A 21040-nucleotide genomic window follows, 5' to 3' on the forward strand; every position below is an offset into this window, starting at 1 on the left:
GATCGACCGTCCGGGAGGGTCGATCTCGCACCCGGGGGTCGTTCTCGACGGGTCGGCAGCACGGCGGGCGCCCGGGGTGGGGGCGGGGCGGGGGCCGCTAGGGTCGGGGCGTGACGCGACTGGAGCTGGGCGGGGACCTGATCGAGCTGACGCGGGCGCTGTGCGACATCCGCTCCGAGAGCGGGGACGAAGCCGCGATCGCCGACGCCGTCGAGGCGGCGCTGCGGGAGTACGCGCACCTCGAGGTGCTGCGGGACGGCGACGCGGTCGTCGCGCGGACGTCGCTCGGGCTGCCCTCGCGCGTGGTGATCGCCGGTCACCTCGACACCGTCCCGATCGCGGACAACCTGCCGACGCGGCTCGTCGACGGCGTGCTCTGGGGCCGCGGGGCCGTGGACATGAAGGCCGGGGTCGCGGTGCAGCTCGCGCTCGCGGCCGCGCTGGACGCCCCGACGCGGGACATCACCTGGGTGTTCTACGACCACGAGGAGGTCGCCGCCGACCTCAACGGCCTCGGTCGGCTCGTCGCGAACCACCCCGACTGGCTCGCGGCCGACTTCGCCGTGCTGGGCGAGCCGACCAACGGCGGGCTCGAGGGCGGGTGCAACGGCACGCTGCGCGCCGAGGTCCGGCTGGCCGGCGTCGCGGCCCACTCGGCGCGCGCCTGGATGGGCGTCAACGCGATCCACGCCGCCGGCGAGGTGCTGCGCCGCCTCGAGGCCTACGAGCCGCGCACGGTGCCCATCGACGGGCTGAACTACCGCGAGAGCCTCAACGCGGTCCTCGTCTCGGGCGGCACGGCCGCCAACGTCATCCCCGACGGGTGCGTCGTGACGGTCAACTACCGGTTCGCGCCCTCGGCGACGCCCGAGCAGGCCGAGGAGCACGTGCGCGAGCTGTTCGACGGCTACGACGTGGTCATCACCGACTCGGCGCCCGGCGCGCGCCCGGGCCTCGACGCCCCCGCGGCGCAGGAGTTCGCGGCCGCGGTGCTCGGCATCACCGGGGGAGCGCCCGCCCCCAAGTTCGGCTGGACCGACGTCGCCCGCTTCTCCGCGCTCGGTGTCCCCGCGGTGAACTTCGGCCCCGGCGACCCGCTGCTGGCCCACAAGGTGGACGAGAGGTGTCCGGTGGACCAGATCCACCTGGCCTACCGCGCCCAGCACGCCTGGTTGACAGCGTAAGCACGGGCGAGGCACCTAGAGTCGGGGCCATGAGCGACGACGGTCAGCCGGCCCCCGGGCACGGCTATCGCAAGGGCCCGGTGCTGCTGCGCGGCGGGCAGATCCCGGCCACCACCTCCGACCAGCGCCTGCTGAGCGGCGACGACGGCGCGGACTGGCTGCACGGCGACCCGTGGCGGGTCATGCGCATCCAGTCCGAGTTCGTCGAGGGATTCGGCGCGCTCGCCGAGGTCGGGCCCGCGGTGAGCGTGTTCGGCTCGGCCCGCACCAAGCCCGAGCACCCGGACTACGCGGCGGCGATCGAGGTCGCCCGCGGGCTGGTCGGGGCGGGGTACGCAGTCATCACCGGGGGCGGCCCGGGGATCATGGAGGCCGCGAACCGCGGCGCCAAGGAGGCTGGCGGCGTCTCGGTCGGGCTCGGCATCGAGCTGCCCTTCGAGCAGGGCATGAACGACTACGTCGACCTCGGCGTGAACTTCCGGTACTTCTTCGCGCGCAAGACGATGTTCGTCAAGTACTCCGAGGGCTTCGTCGTGATGCCCGGCGGCTTCGGCACGTTCGACGAGCTCTTCGAGGCGCTGACGCTCGTCCAGACCCACAAGGTCATCCAGTTCCCCATCGTGCTGATCGGGAGCGACTACTGGCGGGGCCTGCTCGACTGGGTGCGCGGGGCCGTGCTCGAGCGCGGGCTGGTCTCGGAGGCCGACGTCGACCTGCTGCAGGTGGTCGACACCGCCGAGGAGGCCGTCGCGATCGTCGTCGAGCGGGGTGCCGAGCTGCGTGCGGCCGAGCTGCGCGCCGTGCGCGAGACCGCGGCCGCGCACCAGGCCGCACAGCAGGAGTCGTGACCGCGGCAGTCCCCGCGCCGGGCGCCCCGCTGCGGCTGCGCGACCGCACGTTCGGGCCGGACCACCCCGTGGTCATGGCCGTGGTCAACCGCACGCCGGACTCGTTCTACGCCGCGGCACGGTACGCGGACGACGCCGCGGCCGACGAGGCCGTCGCGCGCGCTGCCGACGAGGGCGCGGACATGGTCGACCTGGGTGGTGTGCGGGCCGGGCGCGGCCCGGTCGTGACGGTCGAGGAGGAGATCGCCCGCGTGGTCCCGCTCGTCGCACGCGTCCGGGCCCGGCACCCGCACCTGCTGGTGAGCGTGGACACCTGGCGGTCCGAGGTCGCCCGCGCGGCGGCCGACGAGGGCGCCGACCTGGTCAACGACACGTGGGCCGGCCACGACCCCGGGCTGGTCGAGGTGGCAGCGGAGCGCGGGCTGGGCATCGTCTGCTCGCACACCGGCGGCGCCGAACCGCGCACCGACCCGTTCCGGGTCGCGTACCCCGCGGCGGGCGAGGACCCGCTCGACGGGGTCGTCGAGGACGTCGTCGCGACCGTGTCGGCGGGCGCCGCGCGCGCGGTCGCGTTGGGCATCGACCCCGCGAGCGTGCTCGTCGACCCGACCCACGACTTCGGCAAGAACACGTGGCACTCGCTGCACCTCGTGCGCCGCACCCAGGCGCTGGCCGCCCTCGGCCATCCTGTGCTCATGGCGCTGTCACGCAAGGACTTCGTGGGCGAGACGCTCGACCTCCCGCCCGACGAGCGGCTCGAGGGGACGCTCGCCGCGACGTCGGTCGCGGCGTGGCTCGGCGCGCGGGTGTTCCGCGTGCACGACGTGCGCTCGACGCGGCGCACCCTGGACATGGTCGCGGCGATCCGGGGCGACCGCGCTCCGGCCCACGCGGTGCGCGGGCTGGCATGAGCGAGCAGCCGACGAGCCCCGCGACGCCGGCCGAGGTCGACGCTTCTCCGGTCGACGCCGCCGCGGGCGACTCTGCCCAGGTCGCCTCCGACGAGGCTCCCGCGCGCGTCCTGCCCGCCTGGGACCCCCGCGCCTGGCCGTGGTGGGCGCAGGCGCTCGCGGTCTACGCCGTCGCGCGGCTGTTCAGCGCGATCGTCCTGATCGCCACCGCCCAGCACCAGGAGGCGAACTACTGGAGCGGCGCGCAGCCGTCCTACCTGGAATTCGTCGGGAAGTTCTGGGACGCGGACTGGTACCGCCAGGTCGCCGAGAACGGCTACCCGTCCACGCTGCCGCGCGGCGAGGACGGCCTGGTCCAGCAGAACGTCTGGGCGTTCTTCCCGCTGTTCCCGATGCTGGTCCGGCTGCTGATGACCCTCACCGGCCAGGAGTTCTTCGTCGTCGCGCCGATCCTCGCGCTGCTGCTCGGAGCCGTCGCGATGGTCGTCATCCACCGCCTCGTCGTCGTCGGCGCACCGCGGGCCGTCGCGGCCCGGCCCGGGCTCCCGCTCGCGACGGTCGCGCTGGTCAGCGTCTTCCCCACGTCCGTCGTGCTGCAGATCGGCTACACCGAGTCGCTCGCGCTCCTGCTGATCGCCACCGCGTTGCTCATGCTCGTGCGGCGGCACTACCTGGAGATGGCGGTCGTCGTCCTCGCGCTCGGCTTCACGCGTGCCGTCGCGCTGCCGATGGCCGTCGTCATCGTCGTGCACGCGCTGGTGCGGTGGCGAGCGAGCCGTGCCGGCACGGACCGGCTGACCGGGCGCGACGTGGGCGCCCTCGGTGCGCTGGCCGTCGCCGCGGGGATCTCGGGCGTCGCGTGGCCCCTGATCTGCGGCTGGGTCACGGGTGAGCGCGACGCCTACCTGCAGACGCAGGCCACGTGGCGCGGCGTGCGCGAGGTCGTGCCCTTCGAGTCCTGGGGCTACGTCTCGCGGTTCTGGTTCGGCGACCTGGCGCCGTGGGTGCTGCTGGGCTCGTTCGCGCTGATCATCGCGGTCCTCGTCGTCCCCGCCGCGTGGCGCCTCGGCAACGAGCTGCACGTCTGGCCGGCCGCGTACCTGCTCTACATCGCGGGCGCCGTCGAGCCGAGCAGCAGCCTGGCCCGGTTTCTGCTCCTCGCGTTCCCCCTCGCTGCGGTCACGGCCGGGGTGGTCACCCGGCCCGCCCGGTCGCGTCAGCTCTGGTTCGGGCTCGTGGTCGTCGCGATGCTCTACCTGCAGGTCGTCTGGGTCTGGGACATGTGGCGCCTGGCTGGGCCGACCGGGTGGCCGCCGTGATCGTGACCGGTACGCGAAGTGTCGTGTCCGTCCTGTGAACTAGGATGGTCCACGGACAACCGGCAGCTGGGCCGCAGGTGGTGCGCGTGAGAACGCGCTCCGGACGGCCCGCTCTGGACGCACGAGGCGAAGGAGATGCCCCGCATGGCCGCGATGAAGCCGAGGACCGGTGACGGACCGCTCGAGGTGACCAAGGAGGGGCGTGGCATCGTGATGCGCGTTCCGCTCGAGGGCGGTGGACGGCTGGTGGTCGAGCTCAACGCGACCGAGGCCGCCGAGCTGGGCGAGGCACTCACCTCCGTCGTCTCCTGACGAGTCGGATGGCACGCGCGGACGGCGGGGCACGTCCGGGGAGATCTCCCCGGACGCCCATCGGCCGAACCCCGCCGGACGTGACGCTCTCGGGCGGCACGCTCGACGACAGCACGGAGCTGACCGACGGCACGATCGACGCCGTCGCCATCCCGCTGCTGCCCGGGGTCGAGGGCGACCACGGGGCGCAGCCCGGTGAGGGCGCCGCGCAGGCTGCCGTCCGCTACGGGATCGACCTGGCCGAGATCGCCGACCGGATCGGTCTGACGGGTGCTGCGGGGGAGTCGTACGTCCTGCAGCTCCCGCGGGCCGTCGGGTCGGCCGTCTCGCTGCCCTGGGCGGGCCTGCCGCCCCGCATCGTGCTGCTCGGAGTCGGGCAGCACACCCCCACGGACCTGCGCCGTGCGGGCGCCGCGCTCGCCCGCGCGACCCGCGGGCTCGCTCGCGTCCTGACGACGGCCGGCGTGCAGCCGCGCCAGTCCGCCTCGCAGTCGGCCGAGGCCGCCCGCGCGTTCGTCGAGGGCTACCTCCTGGCGGCCTACGCACCGCCGACCGCCGCGAGCACCAAGCCCCGGAGTGCCGCCGAGCTGGTCCTGCTGGGCCGCGACGGCACACGCGCGGTCGCCGCGGTCGCTGCCGCGCGCACGGCGGCGCACGCCACCTGGCTCGTGCGCGACCTGGCGACCACGCCGGCGAGCACCAAGACCCCCGCGTGGTTCACCGAGCAGGCCAAGCGCCTGGCCGGCCGCGCCTCCCTGGCCGTCGAGGTCCGCGGCACGCGCGAGCTGGCGGCCCAGGGCTTCGGCGGGATCCTCGCGGTCGGCTCGGGCTCGGCCTCGGCACCGCGTCTCGTCACCGTGACGTACACGCCCGCGGGCGCGAGCCCGGGCAAGCACGTCGTGATCGTCGGCAAGGGCATCACCTTCGACACGGGCGGCCTGAGCATCAAGCCGCGCGAGGCGATGGTGCCGATGAAGACCGACATGACCGGCGCCGCGGTCGCGCTCGCCACCGTGCTCGGTGCCGCCGAGGCGGGGGTCCAGCACACCGTGACGGCCGTGATGCCGTTGGCTGAGAACCACTTCGGCGGTGCGTCCTACCGGCCCGGCGACGTGCTGCGGCTCTTCGGCGGCACCACCGTCGAGATCGCCAACACCGACGCCGAGGGCCGCATCGTGCTGGCCGACGCGCTCGCGTGGGCGGACGCCGAGCTCGCCCCGGACGTCCTCATCGACATCGCGACGCTCACGGGCGCCGCGAGCGTGGGCCTCGGCAAGAAGCACGCAGCGCTCTACGGCACCGACGAGCGACTCGTCGGCGCGCTGTCCTCCGCGGGGGAGGCCTCGGGCGAGCTGGCCTGGTGGATGCCCCTAGTCGACGAGTACGAGGAGGCGGTCCGTTCCGACGTGGCCGACCTGCGGCACGTGCCGAGCGACAAGCACATCGGTGGCGGCTCGATCACCGCGGCCCTGTTCCTGCGGCACTTCGTCGGGCAACGTGCGTGGGCCCACCTCGACATCGCCGGCCCGGCGCGATCCGCCTCGGACAAGCACGAGGTGACCGAGGGTGCCACCGGCTTCGGCGCCCGGCTCCTGCTGCGCTACCTGGCCGACCTGCGCTGATCCCCGGTTGCGCCGATCCCCGTCGCTGCAGGGATCGTTGCAGCGACCGTGCAACGAAGGCTGCAACGGCAGGCGCCGCAGGCTCAGCGCTTGACGGCGACCAGGAGCCCGTCCCCCGTGGGCAGCAGGGCGGGCAGGAGCCGCTCGTCGGCCCGGACCGTGCGGCCCAGCTCGCGGACGGCGGTCGTCGTCTCGTCGCGGCGCGCGGGGTCGGCGACGCGGTCGTGCCACAGGGCGCCGGCCACGGCCAGCACGCCGCCCGAGCGCAGCAGGCGGACCGCCTGCTCGACGTAGGCGGCGGCGCTCTCCTTGTCGCCGTCCACGAAGACCAGGTCGTACACGCCGTCGGTCAGGCGTGGGAGCACGTCGAGCGCGCGGCCCGAGATCGTGCGGGTGCGCGCGGGGCGCAGGCCGGCCTCGGTGAACGCCTCCTTGGCGGCGCGCTGGTGCTCGACCTCGAGGTCGATCGTCGTCAGGACGCCGTCCTCGGGCATGCCGCGCAGGAGGTAGAGCGACGAGACGCCCGCTCCGGTGCCGACCTCGACCACCGCGCGAGCGCCGGCGGTCGCCGCGAGCACCGACAGTGCGGCACCCGTCCCGGTGGGGACGGGGGTGCAGCCCAGCTGGCCGGCGCGCTCGCGGGCGCGCAGCAGGACGTCGTCCTCAGGGACGAACTCCTCGCAGTAGACCCAGCTGCTGGCCTTGTCGGTGGAGATGGCGGCCTCCCGTGCCGTTCGTGTCGATCCGCCCACGCGGGCGGGGCCAGCGTAGTCCCGGTGGGTGGTTCCCCGACGGACGCGGAACTTCTCGCGCGCGCCCGGCGTTGCACCGGATGCGACGCATCAGGTCAGCCTCTGGGACACTGATGGTCGGTCCCGTACCACCCGAGGAGTTCCGTGCCGTCCACCGTGCAGCCCGCCTGGCAGCCGCCGTCGTGGGAGCAGATCGTGCGCGAGCACTCTGCCCGCGTCTACCGGCTCGCCTACCGGCTCACCGGCAACCGCCACGACGCCGAGGACCTGACGCAGGAGACCTTCGTCCGCGTCTTCCGCTCGTTGCACACGTTCCAGCCCGGCACGTTCGAGGGCTGGATGCACCGCATCACCACGAACCTGTTCCTGGACCAGGCACGCCGCCGCCAGCGCATCCGCATGGACGCGATGGGCGAGGAGGCCGATCGCTACCCGTCCGTGGACCAGCTCGCGGCCCCCGAGCGGGCGTTCGAGCACGGCAACCTCGACCACGACATCCAGCGCGCGCTCGACGAGCTGCCGCCGGAGTACCGCGCCGCCGTCGTGCTGTGCGACATCGAGGGGCTCTCCTACGAGGAGATCGCCGTGACGCTCAACATCAAGCTGGGCACCGTGCGCTCGCGCATCCACCGCGCCCGCGCGCGGCTGCGCGTCTCCCTCGAGCACCGGGCGCCGAGCGCCCAGCACGCACCCGCCGAGCAGGCCGCCGACGAGGTCTGGGCGTGAGCCACCTCGGCTCGCGGATCAGCGCCCTCGTCGACGGGCAGCTCACGCCCGCCGCGACCGAGCGCGCGCTCGCGCACGTCGCCGGCTGCCCGGAGTGTGCGGCCGAGCTGTCCGCCGCCCGCGCCGCACGCGCCGCGCTCGCCTCGGCGACCGACGACGTCTCGCCCGACGCCGACTTCGCGGCGCGGCTGCTCTCGCTCGCGCCCATGCAGCCGCCCGCCGTCGCGCCCCGATCGACCGACCCGTTCGCGCCGCCGCCGCGCCGGACCAGCCACGACGTCGCCTCCTACGGCCTGCACCGGGGGCGCGCGCGGCGCGTCTGGGACGCGCAGACGGGTGCGGCTCTGTGCGGCGAGGTCCCGATGCGTCGCGTGACCTCGCGCCTCGTGGTCGGGTCCGTCGCCGGCATGGGTGCGGTCGCCGTGATGCTCTTCGTGCTGGGCGAGCGGCCCGCGATGGCACCCGAGGGGCAGCTGAGCGCCGACCTCGAGCTCCTGGGCCACGCCACCGCGCAGCCGGTCTCCGACGAGATCCAGACGGTGAGCGACGACGACGAGCCCGAGAGCTGGCTCGCGAGCAACGGCTGGCCGTTCCCCGCCGAGCTGCCCGCCGGCTGGGACGTCACGGACGTGCGGTACACCGACGAGGGCGCGGTCGAGGTCGACGTGACGAGCCCCGCCGGGCCGGTCGTGGTGACCGAGCAGGCGGGCCGGCTCGACACCGCGCGACTCGTCGGCGCCGAGCAGGTCACGCTCGACGGCCGCGACGTCGCGCTGCTCTCGCGCGAGCCGTGGCACGTGGTCTGGCAGTCCGGTGCGACCGTGGTCCAGGTCGTCGCGGCCCAGCAGTCCGACGGAGTGACCGAACTCGTGGCAGGCTTCCCGGGCGGGGCGTTCGACGACGGCGTGCCGGCGCGCATCTCGCGCGGATGGTCCACCGTGACAGGAGTGTTCGACCAGCCATGACGACGCCCGACGAGCGGCCCGGCACCCAGCCGGAGCCGACGCCGCCCCTGTTCGCGTCCCCGAGCGGTGCTCGTCCGATCCCGGCGAGCCCCACGGCCCCCGATCCCGCGGCGGCTGAGCCCACCGCCGCCCCCGCCGTGACGCAGCCCGTCCCGCAGCCGTCGCCGTCGCCGCAGGCGTCGCCCGTGCCGCCCGCAGCCGAGCCGACGGCCCCGCCGCAGTGGCCAGGCGCGCAGCAGCCCGCCCAGCCCGGGCCGTGGTCGCTCGCCGCCCAGCAGTCCGTCGCGCCGCCGGCGCAGAGCCCCCACACCGCGCAGCCCGTGCGCGGCTACGACGGCACGCCGTTCGGTCTGCCGACCGACTCGACCTCGCAGGCCTGGCCGCCCGGTGCGCCGCCTGCTGGCGCGCCCATGAAGGTCGTGCGCGTGCGCAAGCGTCGGCGCTCGCTGTCCGTCGCGTGGGTGGTCCCGATGCTCGTCCTGGCGATGCTCGCGGGCCTGCTCGGCGGAATCCTCGGCGCGAACCTCACGCACGACGACCACCTCGCCTCGGCCGACCTGCCCGCGCACACCGACGAGGCGGGCGCCGACGCTCCGTCGCGAGCGCCGGACTCGGTCGCGGGCATCGCTGAGAGCGTCCTGCCGTCCGTGGTCTCGATCCAGGCGATCGGCGCCGACGGCACGTCCACCGGATCCGGCTTCGTGCTGCGCGAGGACGGCTACCTGCTGACCAACAACCACGTGGTGGCGGGCGCCGCGGGCGACGACGCGCTCACGGTCACGTTCTCGGACGGGCACGAGCGCGCGGCGCGCGTCGTCGGCGCCACCTCCGACTACGACCTGGCTGTCATCAAGGTCGACGAGAAGGGCCTCGAGCCCCTCGTCCTGGGCGACTCGGCCGACGTCGCGGTCGGCGACCCCGTCGTCGCGATCGGCGCGCCCCTGGGCCTGGCCGGCACCGTGACGACAGGCATCATCAGCGCGCTCAACCGCCCGGTCTCCGCGGGCGACGCGAGCGACACCGCCTTCATCAACGCGATCCAGACCGACGCCGCGATCAACCCGGGCAACTCCGGGGGGCCGCTCGTCGACATGGCGGGCGAGGTCATCGGCATCAACTCGGCCATCGCCCAGCCGCCGGGCGGCACGGGCAGCGTGGCCGGCAGCATCGGCCTCGGCTTCGCGATCCCGTCGAACCAGGCGCGCCGCACCGCCGAGCAGCTCATCGAGACCGGCCACGCCACGTACCCGATCGTCGGCGTGCTGCTCGACCAGAGCTACGTGGGCGAGGGCGTCAAGGTCGCCACCGAGGGCCAGAACGGCACCGGCCCGGTCACAGCGGACGGTCCGGCGGACCGTGCGGGCATCCGAGCGGGCGACGTGATCCTCGCGATCGACGGTCGTCCGGTCACGGATCCCGACGAGCTCATCGTCGCGATCCGCGCCCACGAGCCCGGGGACGTCATCGAGCTCTCGGTGCGGACCGGCGACGCCCAGCGCACCGTCCGGGTCACGCTGGACGAGGCCGGGGACTGAGCCCGCGAGGGGTAGCCTGAGCCGGTGTTGTTCGACATCAACGGCGGGGAGTTCCTCATACTCCTGCTCGTCGCGGCCATCGTCATCGGCCCCCAGCGACTGCCCGGCTACGCCGAGCAGCTGGGCGCGCTGGTGCGCAAGGCGCGCGTCTGGATGAAGGACGCCAAGGGCCGGATCGACACGGAGATGGGCGACGACGCCATCGACCTCGACTGGACCACGCTGGACCCGCGCCGCTACGACCCCCGCCGGATCGTGCGCGACGCGTTGCTCGAGCCGGACGCGCGCCAGGTCCCGGCGGTCGCCCGGGTGGGCGCGGTCTCGGCCCCCGTCGGCGGTGCGGCACCGTTCGACGACGAGGCCACCTGAGCCTCGTCGGACCCCGAAGCGTTTCGCACACCTCCCCACTGACAGAATGGTCGAATGGCTTTGAGCCCCTCCTCGTCGCGCATCTTCTCCGGGATGCAGCCCACGTCGGACTCCCTCCAGCTCGGCAACTACCTCGGCGCGCTGACGCAGTGGGTGGCGCTGCAGGAGGGCAACGAGGCGATCTACTGCGTCGTCGACCTCCACGCGCTGACCGTCTCGCCCGACCCCGCGGTGCTGCGTGATCGCACCCGCCGCACGGCCGCGCAGTACCTCGCCGCCGGGGTCGACCCCGAGCGCAGCCTGCTGTTCGTCCAGTCCCACGTGCCCGAGCACGCCGAGCTCGCGTGGCTGCTGTCCTGCCACACCGGGTTCGGCGAGGCCGGCCGGATGACGCAGTTCAAGGACAAGTCCGGCAAGCAGGGGTCCGAGGGCACCACGGTCGGGCTCTTCACGTACCCGGTGCTCATGGCGGCGGACATCCTGCTGTACGACACCAACCTCGTGCCCGTGGGCGAGGACCAGCGTCAGCACCTCGAGCTCACCCGCGACCTCGCGCAGCGGCTCAACACGCGCTTCGGCGCGGGCACGGTCGTCGTCCCCGAGCCGCACATCGTGAAGTCGACCGCGAAGATCTACGACCTGCAGGACCCGACGGCCAAGATGAGCAAGTCGGCGGCGTCGCCGAATGGGCTCATCGAGCTGCTCGACGACCCCAAGGTCATCGCCAAGCGCATCCGGTCGGCCGTGACCGACACCGAGCGCGAGATCCGGTTCGACCCGGTGAACAAGGCAGGCATCTCCAACCTGCTGACCATCTACTCGGCCCTGACCGGCCGGTCGATCCCCGAGCTCGAGGCCTCGTTCGAGGGGCGCGGCTACGGCGACCTCAAGGTCGAGCTCGCGGGCGTCGTCGTCGACTGGGTCACGCCGTACCAGGAGCGCGTGCACGGCTACCTCGCGGACCCCGCGTCGCTCGACGAGATCCTCGCGGCCGGCGCCGACAAGGCGCGCGACATCGCCGCGGTGACCCTCGACCGGCTGTACGAGCGCACGGGCCTGCTGGCGCGTCGGCCACGCGTGCGAGTCGGCGCATGAGGCTGCCGGAGCGATCCGGCGACCAGTCGCTCCTCGGGATCGCGATCACGGTCCCCGAGCCGCACGGCTCGGAGCTGCAGGCCGCGCGAGCGCGGTTCGGCGACCCGATGGCGGCGTTCATCCCCCCGCACATCACGATCATCGGGCCGACGGCGGTCTCGCCCGGGGACCGGCCCGCCGTGGCCGCGCACCTCGACGCGGTGGCCGCGCAGCACGCGCCGTTCACGGTGCGCCTGCGGGGGACCGGCACGTTCCGGCCGGTCTCCCAGGTCGCGTTCGTTCAGGTCGCGGACGGTATCTCCGCGTGCGAGGTGCTCGAGCTCGACACGCGCACCGGCCCGCTCGAGCAGGACCTGCGGTTCCACTACCACCCGCACGTCACGGTGGCCCACGAGCTCGAGGACGCCGCGCTCGACGAGGCCATCGACGAGCTGACCTCGTTCGACGCGACCTTCCGGGTCGACTCGTTCGACTGCTACGAGCTCGCCGACGACGGCGTGTGGCGCGTGGTGCGGACGCACGCCCTGACCGGCGTCGGTGCGGATGCCGAGGCGCTGCGCCGCGCCTAGGGTCGGCCCATGAGCGAACCCGTCGGCGCAGGTCGTGCGCACGCAGCGGCACCGGCCGACGACTCCACGCCGCCGTCCGGCACCTCGCTCGTCGGTCGCGCCAAGGCGTTGCTGGCCTGGTGGAACGCCACCCGCCCCGCCCGGGCCAACGCGCGGTTCGGCGAGCGCGGCGGCGGCGTCCTGACCGGTGGCATCGCCTACGCCGCGCTGTTCTCGGTGTTCGCCGCGCTGACCATCGGGTACACGATCTTCATGGCCGTGCTCGGCAACAACGAGAAGCTGCGGCAGAGCGTCCTCGACGCGATCAACGACAACCTGCCGGGTCTCATCGACACCGGCTCCAACCAGGGCATGATCGACCCGGAGTCGCTCAAGCTCAGTGGTGGCCTCACCACCACCGGCATCATCGCCGTCGTCGTCCTGCTCCTCTCGGCGCTGTCCGCGACGGCCGCGCTGCGCACGGGCGTGCGGGCCATGTTCGCGGAGGAGGGTGGCGGCAACGCGATCACCGGCAAGCTGCGCCAGCTCGGCGGGCTCGCCGGCCTCGCGTTCGCGGTCCTGCTCGCCGCGATCCTCACCACGGCCGTCGGGTCGGCCGCGCAGTGGCTGCTGTCGGCGCTCGGGTGGGGCGACGCGAGCGGCGTGACGCTGCGGATCGTCGGGATCCTCGTCGCGCTCGTCATCGACGCCGCGACGTTCGTGCTCATCGTCCGGCTGCTCGCCGGCGAGAACCCGCCGCGGCGCGACCTGCTCTGGGGGGCCGTGATCGCGGGCGTGGGCATCGGGGTCGTCCGGTTCCTGGGGACGACGGTCGTGGCCGGCAGCGTCGGCAAGAACCCGCTGTTCACGTCCGTGGCCGTGATCGTCACGCTGCTCATCTGGGTCAACCTGATCTCGCGCATCGTGCTGCTCGCATCGGCGTGGGTCGCGAACCCGCAGGCGCCCGCGAAGGACTGAGCGCCTACCCCAGCGCGCGGGCGATCACGTCGCGGCGGGGCGCCAGGACCGCGAGCCGCGACCGGGTGTTCGCCGGCTCCCCGATCTCGCCGAGCCGCAGCATCCCCGCGTCGCCCGCGCGCTGACCGGCCTCGATGCGGTCGGCCGCGGCGGTCATCCGCGCGAACACGTGGTCGAGGATCGCGACGGGTTCCAGCCCCCCGTATCCGTCCGCGATGACCCGCAGCCCGTGGGCGACCTCGGCCGGGCCCGCGGCGGGGTGCAGCAGGGGTGAGTTCCAGGCCAGGATCGCGACGTCGTCGATCGGCACGCCCGGGCCGGCGACGTCCCAGTCGAAGACGCCCGCGAGCTCGTCGCCGTCGAACGCCATGTTGTACATCGCGGTGTCGTGGTGGCAGACGATCTCCCCGGGACCGAGCGCGCGCTCGACGAAACGCCAGCGGCGGCTGCCCCGCGGGAAGCCCGCGACGACGCGGTGGTACTCGCGCAGCCAGGCCGCGGCGGAGGTCAGCTGCGCGTCGGTGAGCGCCCGCTCGCCGATCGGGACGACGTCGCCGGGCAGGTAGGTGAGGACCTCGCGGCCGCGCTCGTCGAACCCGAGCGCGCGCGGGACGTGGGGGAGTCCTGCTGCCGCGAGGAAGTCGAGCAGCTCGTGCACGGCCGGGGTCCACGGGCCGGTGGGGCGGCGGACGGTGTCGCCGACGAGGACCGCACCGCCGACGTTCCCGCCGGGCAGCACGACCTCGTCGGGACCGTCGCTCACGCGCGCCACCGGTACAGGTCCCGCAGCAGCGCGATCTCGGCGCCGTGGTGCGCGAGCTCGTCGGTCGCGTGCACCACGAGCGCGGCCCACGGCTCCTCGCCGAACGGACCCCAGTCGGGACCCATCGGCGCCCAGATCCCGTTCTCGCCGAGCGCGGCCATCGTCGCGCGGAAGGCGGCCGCCGCGGCGCGCAGGTCGGCCAACGCGGGCGCCGCGGTGCCGTGCCAGGCGCGCCCCGTCACCGCGACGGGGCGGGGCACGTCGGAGGCGCGCAGGTAGTCGGCGAGGCAGTCGCTGCCCAGGTGCCACAGCCGCCACGCGATCGTCGTGACGGGCGCGGGGTCGGGCTCCGGGTCCTCCCAGTCCACCAGCCAGCCCTCGTCGGCCGCACGGACCGTCCAGGCGCCGCCGACCGGCTCCCACAGGTACTCGTCGTCCGACAGGCCCGCGAGGCGCGCGTCCAGGCGATGCCAGGCGTCGTCGTACCCGGACAGGACCAGGGGCAGCACCGCGCGCTCGACCATGCCCCGAACCCTAGGGGCCGGGTACGACAAAGGCCCCGGGGTTTCCCGGGGCCGTCGTCGAGAGGCGTCAGAACGCGCGGGTGATCATCGCGCGCTTGACCTCCTGGATCGCCTTGGTGACCTCGATGCCTCGGGGGCAGGCCTCGGTGCAGTTGAAGGTGGTGCGGCAGCGCCACACGCCCTCCTTGTCGTTGAGGATCTCGAGGCGCTGAGCGCCACCCTCGTCGCGGCTGTCGAAGATGAAGCGGTGCGCGTTGACGATCGCGGCCGGGCCGAAGTACTGGCCGTCGGTCCAGAACACCGGGCACGACGAGGTGCACGCCGCGCACAGGATGCACTTGGTGGTGTCGTCGAACCGCTCGCGCTGCTCGGCGGACTGCAGGCGCTCCTTGGTCGGCTCGTTCCCCGTCGTGATGAGGAACGGCATGATCTCGCGGTAGCTCGCGAAGAACGGCTCCATGTCGACCACGAGGTCCTTGATCACCGGCAGGCCCTTGATGGGCTCGACGGTGATCGGCTTGGACGGGTCGAGGTCCTTGAGCAGCGTCTTGCACGCCAGGCGGTTGCGGCCGTTGATGCGCATCGCGTCCGAGCCGCACACGCCGTGCGCGCACGAGCGGCGGAACGTCAGCGAGCCGTCCTGCTCCCACTTGACCTTGTGCAGCGCGTCGAGCACGCGGTCCGTGCCGTGGCACAGGACCTGGAACTCGTCCCAGTGGGCGACGGGCGTGACTCCGTCATCTCCGGGCAGGTACCGCATCACGCGCAGCGTCACGGTGAACGACGGGATCGCGCCGACCTGCTCGGGGGCGTCGAGAACGGCAGTCATCAGTACTTACGCTCCATCGGCTGGTAGCGGGTCATCGTGACGGGCTTCGACCCCAGCACCAGCTGGTAGTCGTCGAAGACCTCGGTGTAGGCGAAGCGGCCGTCCTGGTCGCCGTCGACGCTCGCGTCGTCCGCGCCCTCGACGTGCAGGGGGCGGCGGTAGGCCATCGTGTGCTTCATGAAGCCCTCGTCGTCGCGCTTCGGGAAGTCCTCGCGGAAATGACCGCCGCGGGACTCCTCACGGTTCAGGGCGCCGACGACGACGGTCTCCGCGATGTCGATGAGGAAGCCGAGCTCGACGGCCTCGAGGAGGTCGGTGTTGAACGTGCGGCTCTTGTCCTGCACCGAGACCGACAGGTACCGCGTGCGCAGCGTCTTGATGTCCTCGAGCGCCTGCGTCAGCGACTCCTTGGTGCGGAACACCTGAGCGTTGAGGTCCATCGACTCCTGCAGCGCCTTGCGGATGTCCGCCACGCGCTCGCCGTCGGGACGGGTCCGGATGACCTCGAGGCCGGCCTCGACGCTCGCGGACGGGTCCTCGGGGAGCTCGATGAACTCGGCACCGACCGCGTAGGCGGCGGCCGAGATCCCGGCACGCTTGCCGAACACGTTGATGTCGAGCAGCGAGTTGGTGCCCAGGCGGTTGGAGCCGTGCACGCTCACGCACGCGACCTCGCCGGCCGCGAACAGGCCGTTGATGATGTCGGTCTCGTTGCGCAGGACCTGCGCCTCGATGTTCGTCGGGACGCCGCCCATCGCGTAGTGCGCCGTCGGGTAGACGGGCACGGGCTCGGTGTACGGCTCGACGCCCAGGTAGGTGCGCGCGAACTCGGTGATGTCCGGGAGCTTGGCGTCGATGTGCGCGGGCTCGAGGTGCGTCAGGTCCAGCAGGACGTAGTCCTTGTTGGGTCCCGCGCCGCGGCCCTCGCGGACCTCGTTGGCCATCGACCGGGCGACGATGTCGCGGGGGGCCAGGTCCTTGATCGTCGGGGCGTAGCGCTCCATGAAGCGCTCGCCCTCGGAGTTGCGCAGGATGGCGCCCTCGCCGCGGGCGGCCTCGGACAGCAGGATGCCCAGGCCGGCCAGGCCGGTCGGGTGGAACTGGAAGAACTCCATGTCCTCCAGCGGGATGCCGCGGCGGTAGGCCAGCGCCATGCCGTCACCGGTGAGGGTGTGCGCGTTGGAGGTCGTCTTGAAGATCTTGCCCGCGCCGCCGGTGGCCAGGACCACGGACTTGGCCCGGAACACGTGGATCTCGCCCGTGGCGAGCTCGTACGCGACGACGCCGCTGACCGTGACCTCCTCGCCCTCGGGCACGTGGCCCGCGGCGAGGTCGTGGTCGACGAGCAGGTCGAGGACGTAGAACTCGTTGTAGAACTCGACCTCGTTCTTCACGCACTGCTGGTACAGCGTCTGCAGGATCATGTGACCGGTGCGGTCCGCGGCGTAGCAGGAGCGGCGCACGGCAGCCTCGCCGTGGTTGCGGGTGTGGCCACCGAACCGGCGCTGGTCGATGCGGCCCTCGGGCGTGCGGTTGAACGGCAGCCCCATCTTCTCCAGGTCGAGCACCGCGTCGATGGCCTCCTTGGCCATGACCTCGGCGGCGTCCTGGTCGACCAGGTAGTCACCGCCCTTGACGGTGTCGAACGTGTGCCACTCCCAGTTGTCCTCCTCGACGTTGGCCAGGGCGGCGCACATGCCACCCTGCGCCGCGCCGGTGTGGGACCGGGTCGGGTAGAGCTTGGAGATGACGGCCGTGCGGACGCGGGTCGACGACTCGAGCGCCGCGCGCATGCCGGCGCCGCCCGCACCGACGATGACGACGTCGTACTGATGGATCTGCATCGTTGTCCTTAGTCCTTAGGAAGCCGTGCAGAACGACGGCAGCAGGTCGGCCGGCGAGCCCGAGGGGCACGGGTCGAACGTGAAGATCACGAGGGTGCCGAGCACGACGGTGATGACGAACGCCAGGTACAGCAGGCTCTTGAGAACCAGGCGCGTGCCGGGGCGCTCCGCGTAGTCGTTGACGATCGTGCGCACGCCGTTGGTGCCGTGGATCATCGCGAGCCAGAGCATCAGCAGGTCCCAGACCTGCCAGAACGGCGAGGCCCACTTGCCGGCGACGAAGCCGAAGTCGATGGCCTTGACGCCCTCGCCCGCGACCAGGTTCACGAACAGGTGCCCGAAGATCAGCACCAGCAGGATCACGCCGGACGCGCGCATGAACACCCACCCGTACAGCTCGGTGTTGCCGCGCGTGGTCAGGCGGCTCGGCTTGGCGCGCGGGGGGCGCGGAGCCTTGGGGTCGGCGACGGTGGTCATCACTCGCCTCCGAAGACGTGCATCAGGTGACGGGGCAGGAAGCCGGCCATCGTCAGGACGAACAGGCCGAGCACCACCCACAGCATCACGCGCTGGTACTTCGGGCCCTTGGCCCAGAAGTCGACCAGGATGATCCGGATGCCGTTGAAGGCGTGGAACACGATGGCGGCGACGAGGCCGGCCTCACCGAGCCCCATGATCGGGTTCTTGTACGTGCCGATCACGTCGTTGTACGCCTCGGGGGAGATGCGCACGAGCGACGTGTCGAGCACGTGCACGAGGAGGAAGAAGAAGATCGCGACGCCGGTCACGCGGTGCGCGACCCACGACCACATGCCTTCGCGACCTCGGTAGAGGGTTCCGACCGGCGCTTTGCGCGGCGGCGCGGGGGGCGCTGCGGGCACTTGGGGGGCCTCCTGGCGAGTGAGGGGTAGAGCCACGCGCCCCGACGGCCTCGTCGTGCACGTGTCTGTCCCGCTCACTGTATCGACACCTTCCTGACGCGCCGCGTCCGCATGGGCCTTTGGTCCCGCGCTGTGAGGAAGTCCACACTCCGAGATGGAACCTCCTGGTACCTCCGGTCGAGGCGGTGGCGCGAGGGGTAGCGGGCACCCTGGGCGCGCCGCGTGCAGGCAGTTCGCCCGACGAGTCCCGGCGGCGGCCGGGCGCGGGTCGCTAGCCTGGCCCGCATGTCCACGCCGATCCCCGGGTTCCACGCCGTCGTCCCCGCGGGTGGTGCCGGCACCCGCCTGTGGCCGCTGTCGCGCGCGGGTCGCCCCAAGTTCCTGCTCGACCTGACCGGCTCGGGCCGCACCCTGCTGCAGGGGACCGTGGACCGCCTGGTCCCGCTGACGGGTCCCGACGGCGTCCTGGTGGTGACCGGGACCCGGCACGTGACCGACGTCAGCGACCAGCTGCCCGGGATCGGCGACCGGCTGCTCGCCGAGCCCTCGCCGCGCGACTCCATGGCCGCCATCGGCCTCGCCGCGGCCGTGCTGCTCGAGCGGCACGGCGACGACGTGGTGCTCGGCTCCTTCGCCGCCGACCACGTCATCGACGGCACCGAGGCGTTCGAGACCGCGGTGCGCGAGGGCGTCGCCGCGGCCCGCGCCGGGTTCGTCGTCACGATCGGGATCCACGCGACGGGGCCGTCGACGGCCTTCGGCTACATCCGCTCGGCCGGCCCGCTGGGCGTCGAGGGCGCGCCGAGCGCGCTGCACGTCGTCGGGTTCACCGAGAAGCCCGACGAGGAGACCGCGACCGCCTACCTCGCCACGGGGGAGTACCGCTGGAACGCGGGCATGTTCATCGTCCGGGCCCGCGTGCTGCTCGACCACCTCACCACCCAGCTCCCCGCGCTCGCGGCCGGGTTGCGCGAGATCGCCGCCGCGTGGGACGGGCCGTCGCGCGCGCAGGTGCTCGACGCGGTGTGGCCGGGGCTGACGAAGATCGCGATCGACCACGCGATCGCCGAGCCCGTCGCGGCCGCGGGCGGCGTGGCCGTGGTGCCCGGCGAGTTCGGCTGGGACGACGTGGGGGACTTCGCCTCGCTCGCGCCGCTGCTCGCTGCCGGGCCGGACGGCGTGACGCTGGGGGCCGCTGCCGACGTGCTGCGGCTCGGGGCGGACGGGTCGTTCGTCGTGCCGGGCTCGGGCCGGACGGTGACCGTGATCGGGCTCCCGGACGCCGTGGTGGTCGACACCCCCGACGCAGTGCTCGTCACCACGCGGGCGCACGCGCAGGACGTGAAGTCCGCGGTGGACGGCTGGCGCGCCGCGGGCCGCGACGACCTCCTCTGACCCCTGCGCGGCGTGCGCCGCCCGCTGCGTCGGCCCGACCTAGCCGCACCTGTGACCAGAGTCGCCTCGTGGGGCCGATCTGCGTCCCACGCGTGCACTCCCGTCACAAGCGCGGCTACCTCGGGTCAGTCAGCGGGGTTGGCGGGGGAGATAGGGGGTCGGATGGTGGGCGGGGCGGGTCCCCGCCGCGCGGCGGCGATAGCCTCGAAGACGTGTCCGCCCAGCCAGTGACCCCGCAGCCCGCCGAGCCCGCCCCGTCCGCCACGCCCGCGCTCGACGGCTCTCACCCCGCGCTCGACGACGTGCGGCCCGCGCCCACGGGGCCTGGTGCCACTCGCCTGACGGGCTTGCTCGCGTCCCTGCGTGACGAGCTGGTCGAGATCCGCCGCGACATCCACGCGCACCCGGAGCTGGCCCGCACGGAGGAGCGCACGTCCCGCGTCGTCGCCGACCGGCTGCGCCTGGCCGGCCTCGAGCCGCGGCTGCTGCCCGGCTCGGGCGTGCTGTGCGACATCGGCCCCGTCGGGACGCGGAGGATCGGCCTGCGCGCGGACATCGACGCGCTGCCGCTCAACGACACCTGCGGGCTGCCGTGGTCCTCGACCAACCGGGGGGTCGCGCACGCGTGCGGCCACGACGTGCACACCACGGTCGTCCTCGGGGCCGGGCTCGCGCTGGCCGAGCTGGCCGCCGCGGGCGAGCTGACCACCGGCGTGCGGCTGATCTTCCAGCCCGCCGAGGAGGTCCAGCCGGGCGGCTCGCTCGACGTGATCGCGCAGGGCGGCCTCGACGGCGTCGCGCGGATCTTCGGCGTGCACTGCGACCCCAAGGTCGACGTGGGCCAGGTCGGCACGCGCATCGGGCCGATCACCTCCGCGAGCGACGAGGTCCAGGTGACCGTCACGGGCCCCGGCGGCCACACGTCGCGCCCGCACCTGACCGGCGACGTGGTGTTCGCGCTCGGGCAGGTCATCACGCAGGTGCCGGCGATCCTCGGGCGCCGGCTCGACCCGCGCTCGGGCGTCAACCTCACGTGGGGCGCGGTCCAGGCGGGCACGGCCCACAACGCGATCCCGTCGACCGGCACCGTCAAGGGCACGCTGCGCTGCCTCGACGTGCGCGCGTGGCAGAAGGCGTCGGAGGTGTTCCACTCCGCGGTCGAGCAGGTGCTGGCCCCGCTCGGGGTCGAGGTCGAGGTCGTCCACCACCGCGGCGTCCCGCCCGTGGAGAACGACGAGCGCTCGACCGGCCTGCTCGAGGCCGCCGCGCGCGACATGCTGGGGGCCGAGTCGGTGCTGCTCACCGAGCAGTCGCTCGGCGGCGAGGACTTCGCCTGGTACCTGACCAAGGTGCCCGGCGCGATGGCCCGGCTGGGCACCCGGACCCCCGGCGGCCCCACCTACGACATCCACCAGGGTGACCTGCGGGTGGACGAGCGAGCGATCGAGGCGGGGGCCCTCCTGCTCGCGCGCACGGCGGTGCTGGCCGGCGGCTGAGATTCGTCTCAGCAGGCGAGAGATCTCGTCCGCCACCTGGGCGCATGTCTCAGGTGAGTAACGGAACCAGGGGCGATACCCCTCGGTAACATGCGCGTGACCTGCGGCTGGTTAGAGTCCGACCATCAACGCCGGACAGGTGGT

Annotated in this window: 22 protein-coding genes; 15 read left to right on the forward strand and 7 right to left on the reverse strand. The window is 73.3% G+C overall.

Going from position 1 to position 21040, the window contains the following annotated elements; translation table 11 throughout:
• Positions 1–110 precede the first annotated feature (110 nt).
• From dapE to D1825_RS11375, 6 genes are all read left to right on the forward strand, one after another.
• Positions 111–1184, forward strand: coding sequence for a succinyl-diaminopimelate desuccinylase (gene dapE / locus D1825_RS11350; protein WP_118767539.1), 1074 nt, complete (start codon positions 111–113; stop codon positions 1182–1184).
• 29 nt (positions 1185–1213) lie between these two features.
• Positions 1214–2032, forward strand: a complete 819-nt coding sequence (locus D1825_RS11355) for an LOG family protein (RefSeq protein ID WP_118767540.1) — start codon at positions 1214–1216, stop codon at positions 2030–2032.
• A complete protein-coding gene (gene folP / locus D1825_RS11360) occupies positions 2029–2943 on the forward strand; it encodes a dihydropteroate synthase (protein WP_118767541.1) in 915 nt (304 codons plus the stop codon). Before D1825_RS11355 ends, folP begins: the two co-directional genes overlap by 4 nt.
• A complete protein-coding gene (locus D1825_RS11365) occupies positions 2940–4262 on the forward strand; it encodes a hypothetical protein (protein ID WP_233549843.1) in 1323 nt (440 codons plus the stop codon). Before folP ends, D1825_RS11365 begins: the two co-directional genes overlap by 4 nt.
• A gap of 144 nt (positions 4263–4406) precedes the next feature.
• Positions 4407–4574 (forward strand): DUF3117 domain-containing protein, encoded by a 168-nt coding sequence (locus D1825_RS11370; protein ID WP_013772033.1) that lies wholly within the window; start codon positions 4407–4409, stop codon positions 4572–4574.
• An 80-nt stretch (positions 4575–4654) separates the two neighbouring features.
• Positions 4655–6196 (forward strand): leucyl aminopeptidase family protein, encoded by a 1542-nt coding sequence (locus D1825_RS11375; protein ID WP_233549844.1) that lies wholly within the window; start codon positions 4655–4657, stop codon positions 6194–6196.
• 83 nt (positions 6197–6279) lie between these two features.
• Here the strand turns inward: D1825_RS11375 and D1825_RS11380 are convergent, their stop codons facing one another.
• The gene (locus tag D1825_RS11380) at positions 6280–6912 is read right to left on the reverse strand and encodes an O-methyltransferase (protein WP_118767569.1); all 633 of its coding nucleotides are present in this window, start codon (positions 6910–6912) and stop codon (positions 6280–6282) included.
• Positions 6913–7092: 180 nt separating this feature from the next.
• Here D1825_RS11380 and sigE point away from each other — a divergent pair, with 180 nt between their 5' ends.
• The 7 genes from sigE to D1825_RS11415 are packed head-to-tail and all read left to right on the forward strand — an operon-like array spanning position 7093 to position 13164.
• The gene (sigE, locus tag D1825_RS11385; protein ID WP_118767543.1) at positions 7093–7674 is read left to right on the forward strand and encodes an RNA polymerase sigma factor SigE; all 582 of its coding nucleotides are present in this window, start codon (positions 7093–7095) and stop codon (positions 7672–7674) included.
• The gene (locus tag D1825_RS11390) at positions 7671–8639 is read left to right on the forward strand and encodes a zf-HC2 domain-containing protein (RefSeq protein WP_118767544.1); all 969 of its coding nucleotides are present in this window, start codon (positions 7671–7673) and stop codon (positions 8637–8639) included. The genes sigE and D1825_RS11390 overlap by 4 nt, the downstream gene beginning before the upstream one ends.
• Positions 8636–10174, forward strand: coding sequence for a S1C family serine protease (locus tag D1825_RS11395; protein ID WP_118767545.1), 1539 nt, complete (start codon positions 8636–8638; stop codon positions 10172–10174). Before D1825_RS11390 ends, D1825_RS11395 begins: the two co-directional genes overlap by 4 nt.
• A 24-nt stretch (positions 10175–10198) precedes the next feature.
• Positions 10199–10543 carry a Sec-independent protein translocase family protein gene (locus tag D1825_RS11400; protein ID WP_233549845.1) on the forward strand — a complete coding sequence of 115 codons (345 nt, stop codon included), beginning with the start codon at positions 10199–10201 and terminating at the stop codon, positions 10541–10543.
• 54 nt (positions 10544–10597) lie between these two features.
• Positions 10598–11638 carry a tryptophan--tRNA ligase gene (gene trpS, locus D1825_RS11405; RefSeq protein WP_118767546.1) on the forward strand — a complete coding sequence of 347 codons (1041 nt, stop codon included), beginning with the start codon at positions 10598–10600 and terminating at the stop codon, positions 11636–11638.
• The gene (locus D1825_RS11410) at positions 11635–12207 is read left to right on the forward strand and encodes a 2'-5' RNA ligase family protein (protein WP_118767547.1); all 573 of its coding nucleotides are present in this window, start codon (positions 11635–11637) and stop codon (positions 12205–12207) included. The genes trpS and D1825_RS11410 overlap by 4 nt, the downstream gene beginning before the upstream one ends.
• A 9-nt stretch (positions 12208–12216) precedes the next feature.
• On the forward strand, positions 12217–13164 hold the full coding sequence (locus tag D1825_RS11415; protein ID WP_118767548.1) for a YihY/virulence factor BrkB family protein: 948 nt from the start codon (positions 12217–12219) through the stop codon (positions 13162–13164).
• Between the two features lie 4 nt (positions 13165–13168).
• Here D1825_RS11415 and D1825_RS11420 read toward each other — a convergent pair whose 3' ends face one another.
• The 6 genes from D1825_RS11420 to sdhC form a co-directional block, all read right to left on the reverse strand.
• A complete protein-coding gene (locus D1825_RS11420; protein WP_233549846.1) occupies positions 13169–13927 on the reverse strand; it encodes a phosphotransferase in 759 nt (252 codons plus the stop codon).
• Positions 13924–14451, reverse strand: a complete 528-nt coding sequence (locus D1825_RS11425) for a DinB family protein (RefSeq protein ID WP_118767550.1) — start codon at positions 14449–14451, stop codon at positions 13924–13926. The genes D1825_RS11420 and D1825_RS11425 overlap by 4 nt, the downstream gene beginning before the upstream one ends.
• 67 nt (positions 14452–14518) lie before the next feature.
• Positions 14519–15280 (reverse strand): succinate dehydrogenase iron-sulfur subunit, encoded by a 762-nt coding sequence (locus D1825_RS11430; protein WP_118767551.1) that lies wholly within the window; start codon positions 15278–15280, stop codon positions 14519–14521.
• A complete protein-coding gene (gene sdhA, locus D1825_RS11435) occupies positions 15280–17124 on the reverse strand; it encodes a succinate dehydrogenase flavoprotein subunit (RefSeq protein ID WP_118767552.1) in 1845 nt (614 codons plus the stop codon). The genes D1825_RS11430 and sdhA overlap by 1 nt, the downstream gene beginning before the upstream one ends.
• Before the next feature lie 15 nt (positions 17125–17139).
• On the reverse strand, positions 17140–17601 hold the full coding sequence (sdhD, locus tag D1825_RS11440) for a succinate dehydrogenase, hydrophobic membrane anchor protein (protein ID WP_118767553.1): 462 nt from the start codon (positions 17599–17601) through the stop codon (positions 17140–17142).
• Positions 17601–18005, reverse strand: a complete 405-nt coding sequence (gene sdhC, locus D1825_RS11445) for a succinate dehydrogenase, cytochrome b556 subunit (protein ID WP_118767554.1) — start codon at positions 18003–18005, stop codon at positions 17601–17603. The genes sdhD and sdhC overlap by 1 nt, the downstream gene beginning before the upstream one ends.
• A 285-nt stretch (positions 18006–18290) precedes the next feature.
• On the opposite strand from sdhC, the gene D1825_RS11450 reads away from it, so the two are divergent.
• Both D1825_RS11450 and D1825_RS11455 read left to right on the forward strand, forming a co-directional pair.
• The gene (locus tag D1825_RS11450; RefSeq protein WP_118767555.1) at positions 18291–19400 is read left to right on the forward strand and encodes a mannose-1-phosphate guanylyltransferase; all 1110 of its coding nucleotides are present in this window, start codon (positions 18291–18293) and stop codon (positions 19398–19400) included.
• A 302-nt stretch (positions 19401–19702) separates the two neighbouring features.
• On the forward strand, positions 19703–20896 hold the full coding sequence (locus tag D1825_RS11455) for an amidohydrolase (RefSeq protein WP_118767571.1): 1194 nt from the start codon (positions 19703–19705) through the stop codon (positions 20894–20896).
• Positions 20897–21040: the final 144 nt, after the last annotated feature.

This window comes from Cellulomonas rhizosphaerae (assembly GCF_003470205.1).
Taxonomy (GTDB): Bacteria; Actinomycetota; Actinomycetes; order Actinomycetales; family Cellulomonadaceae; genus Cellulomonas; species Cellulomonas rhizosphaerae.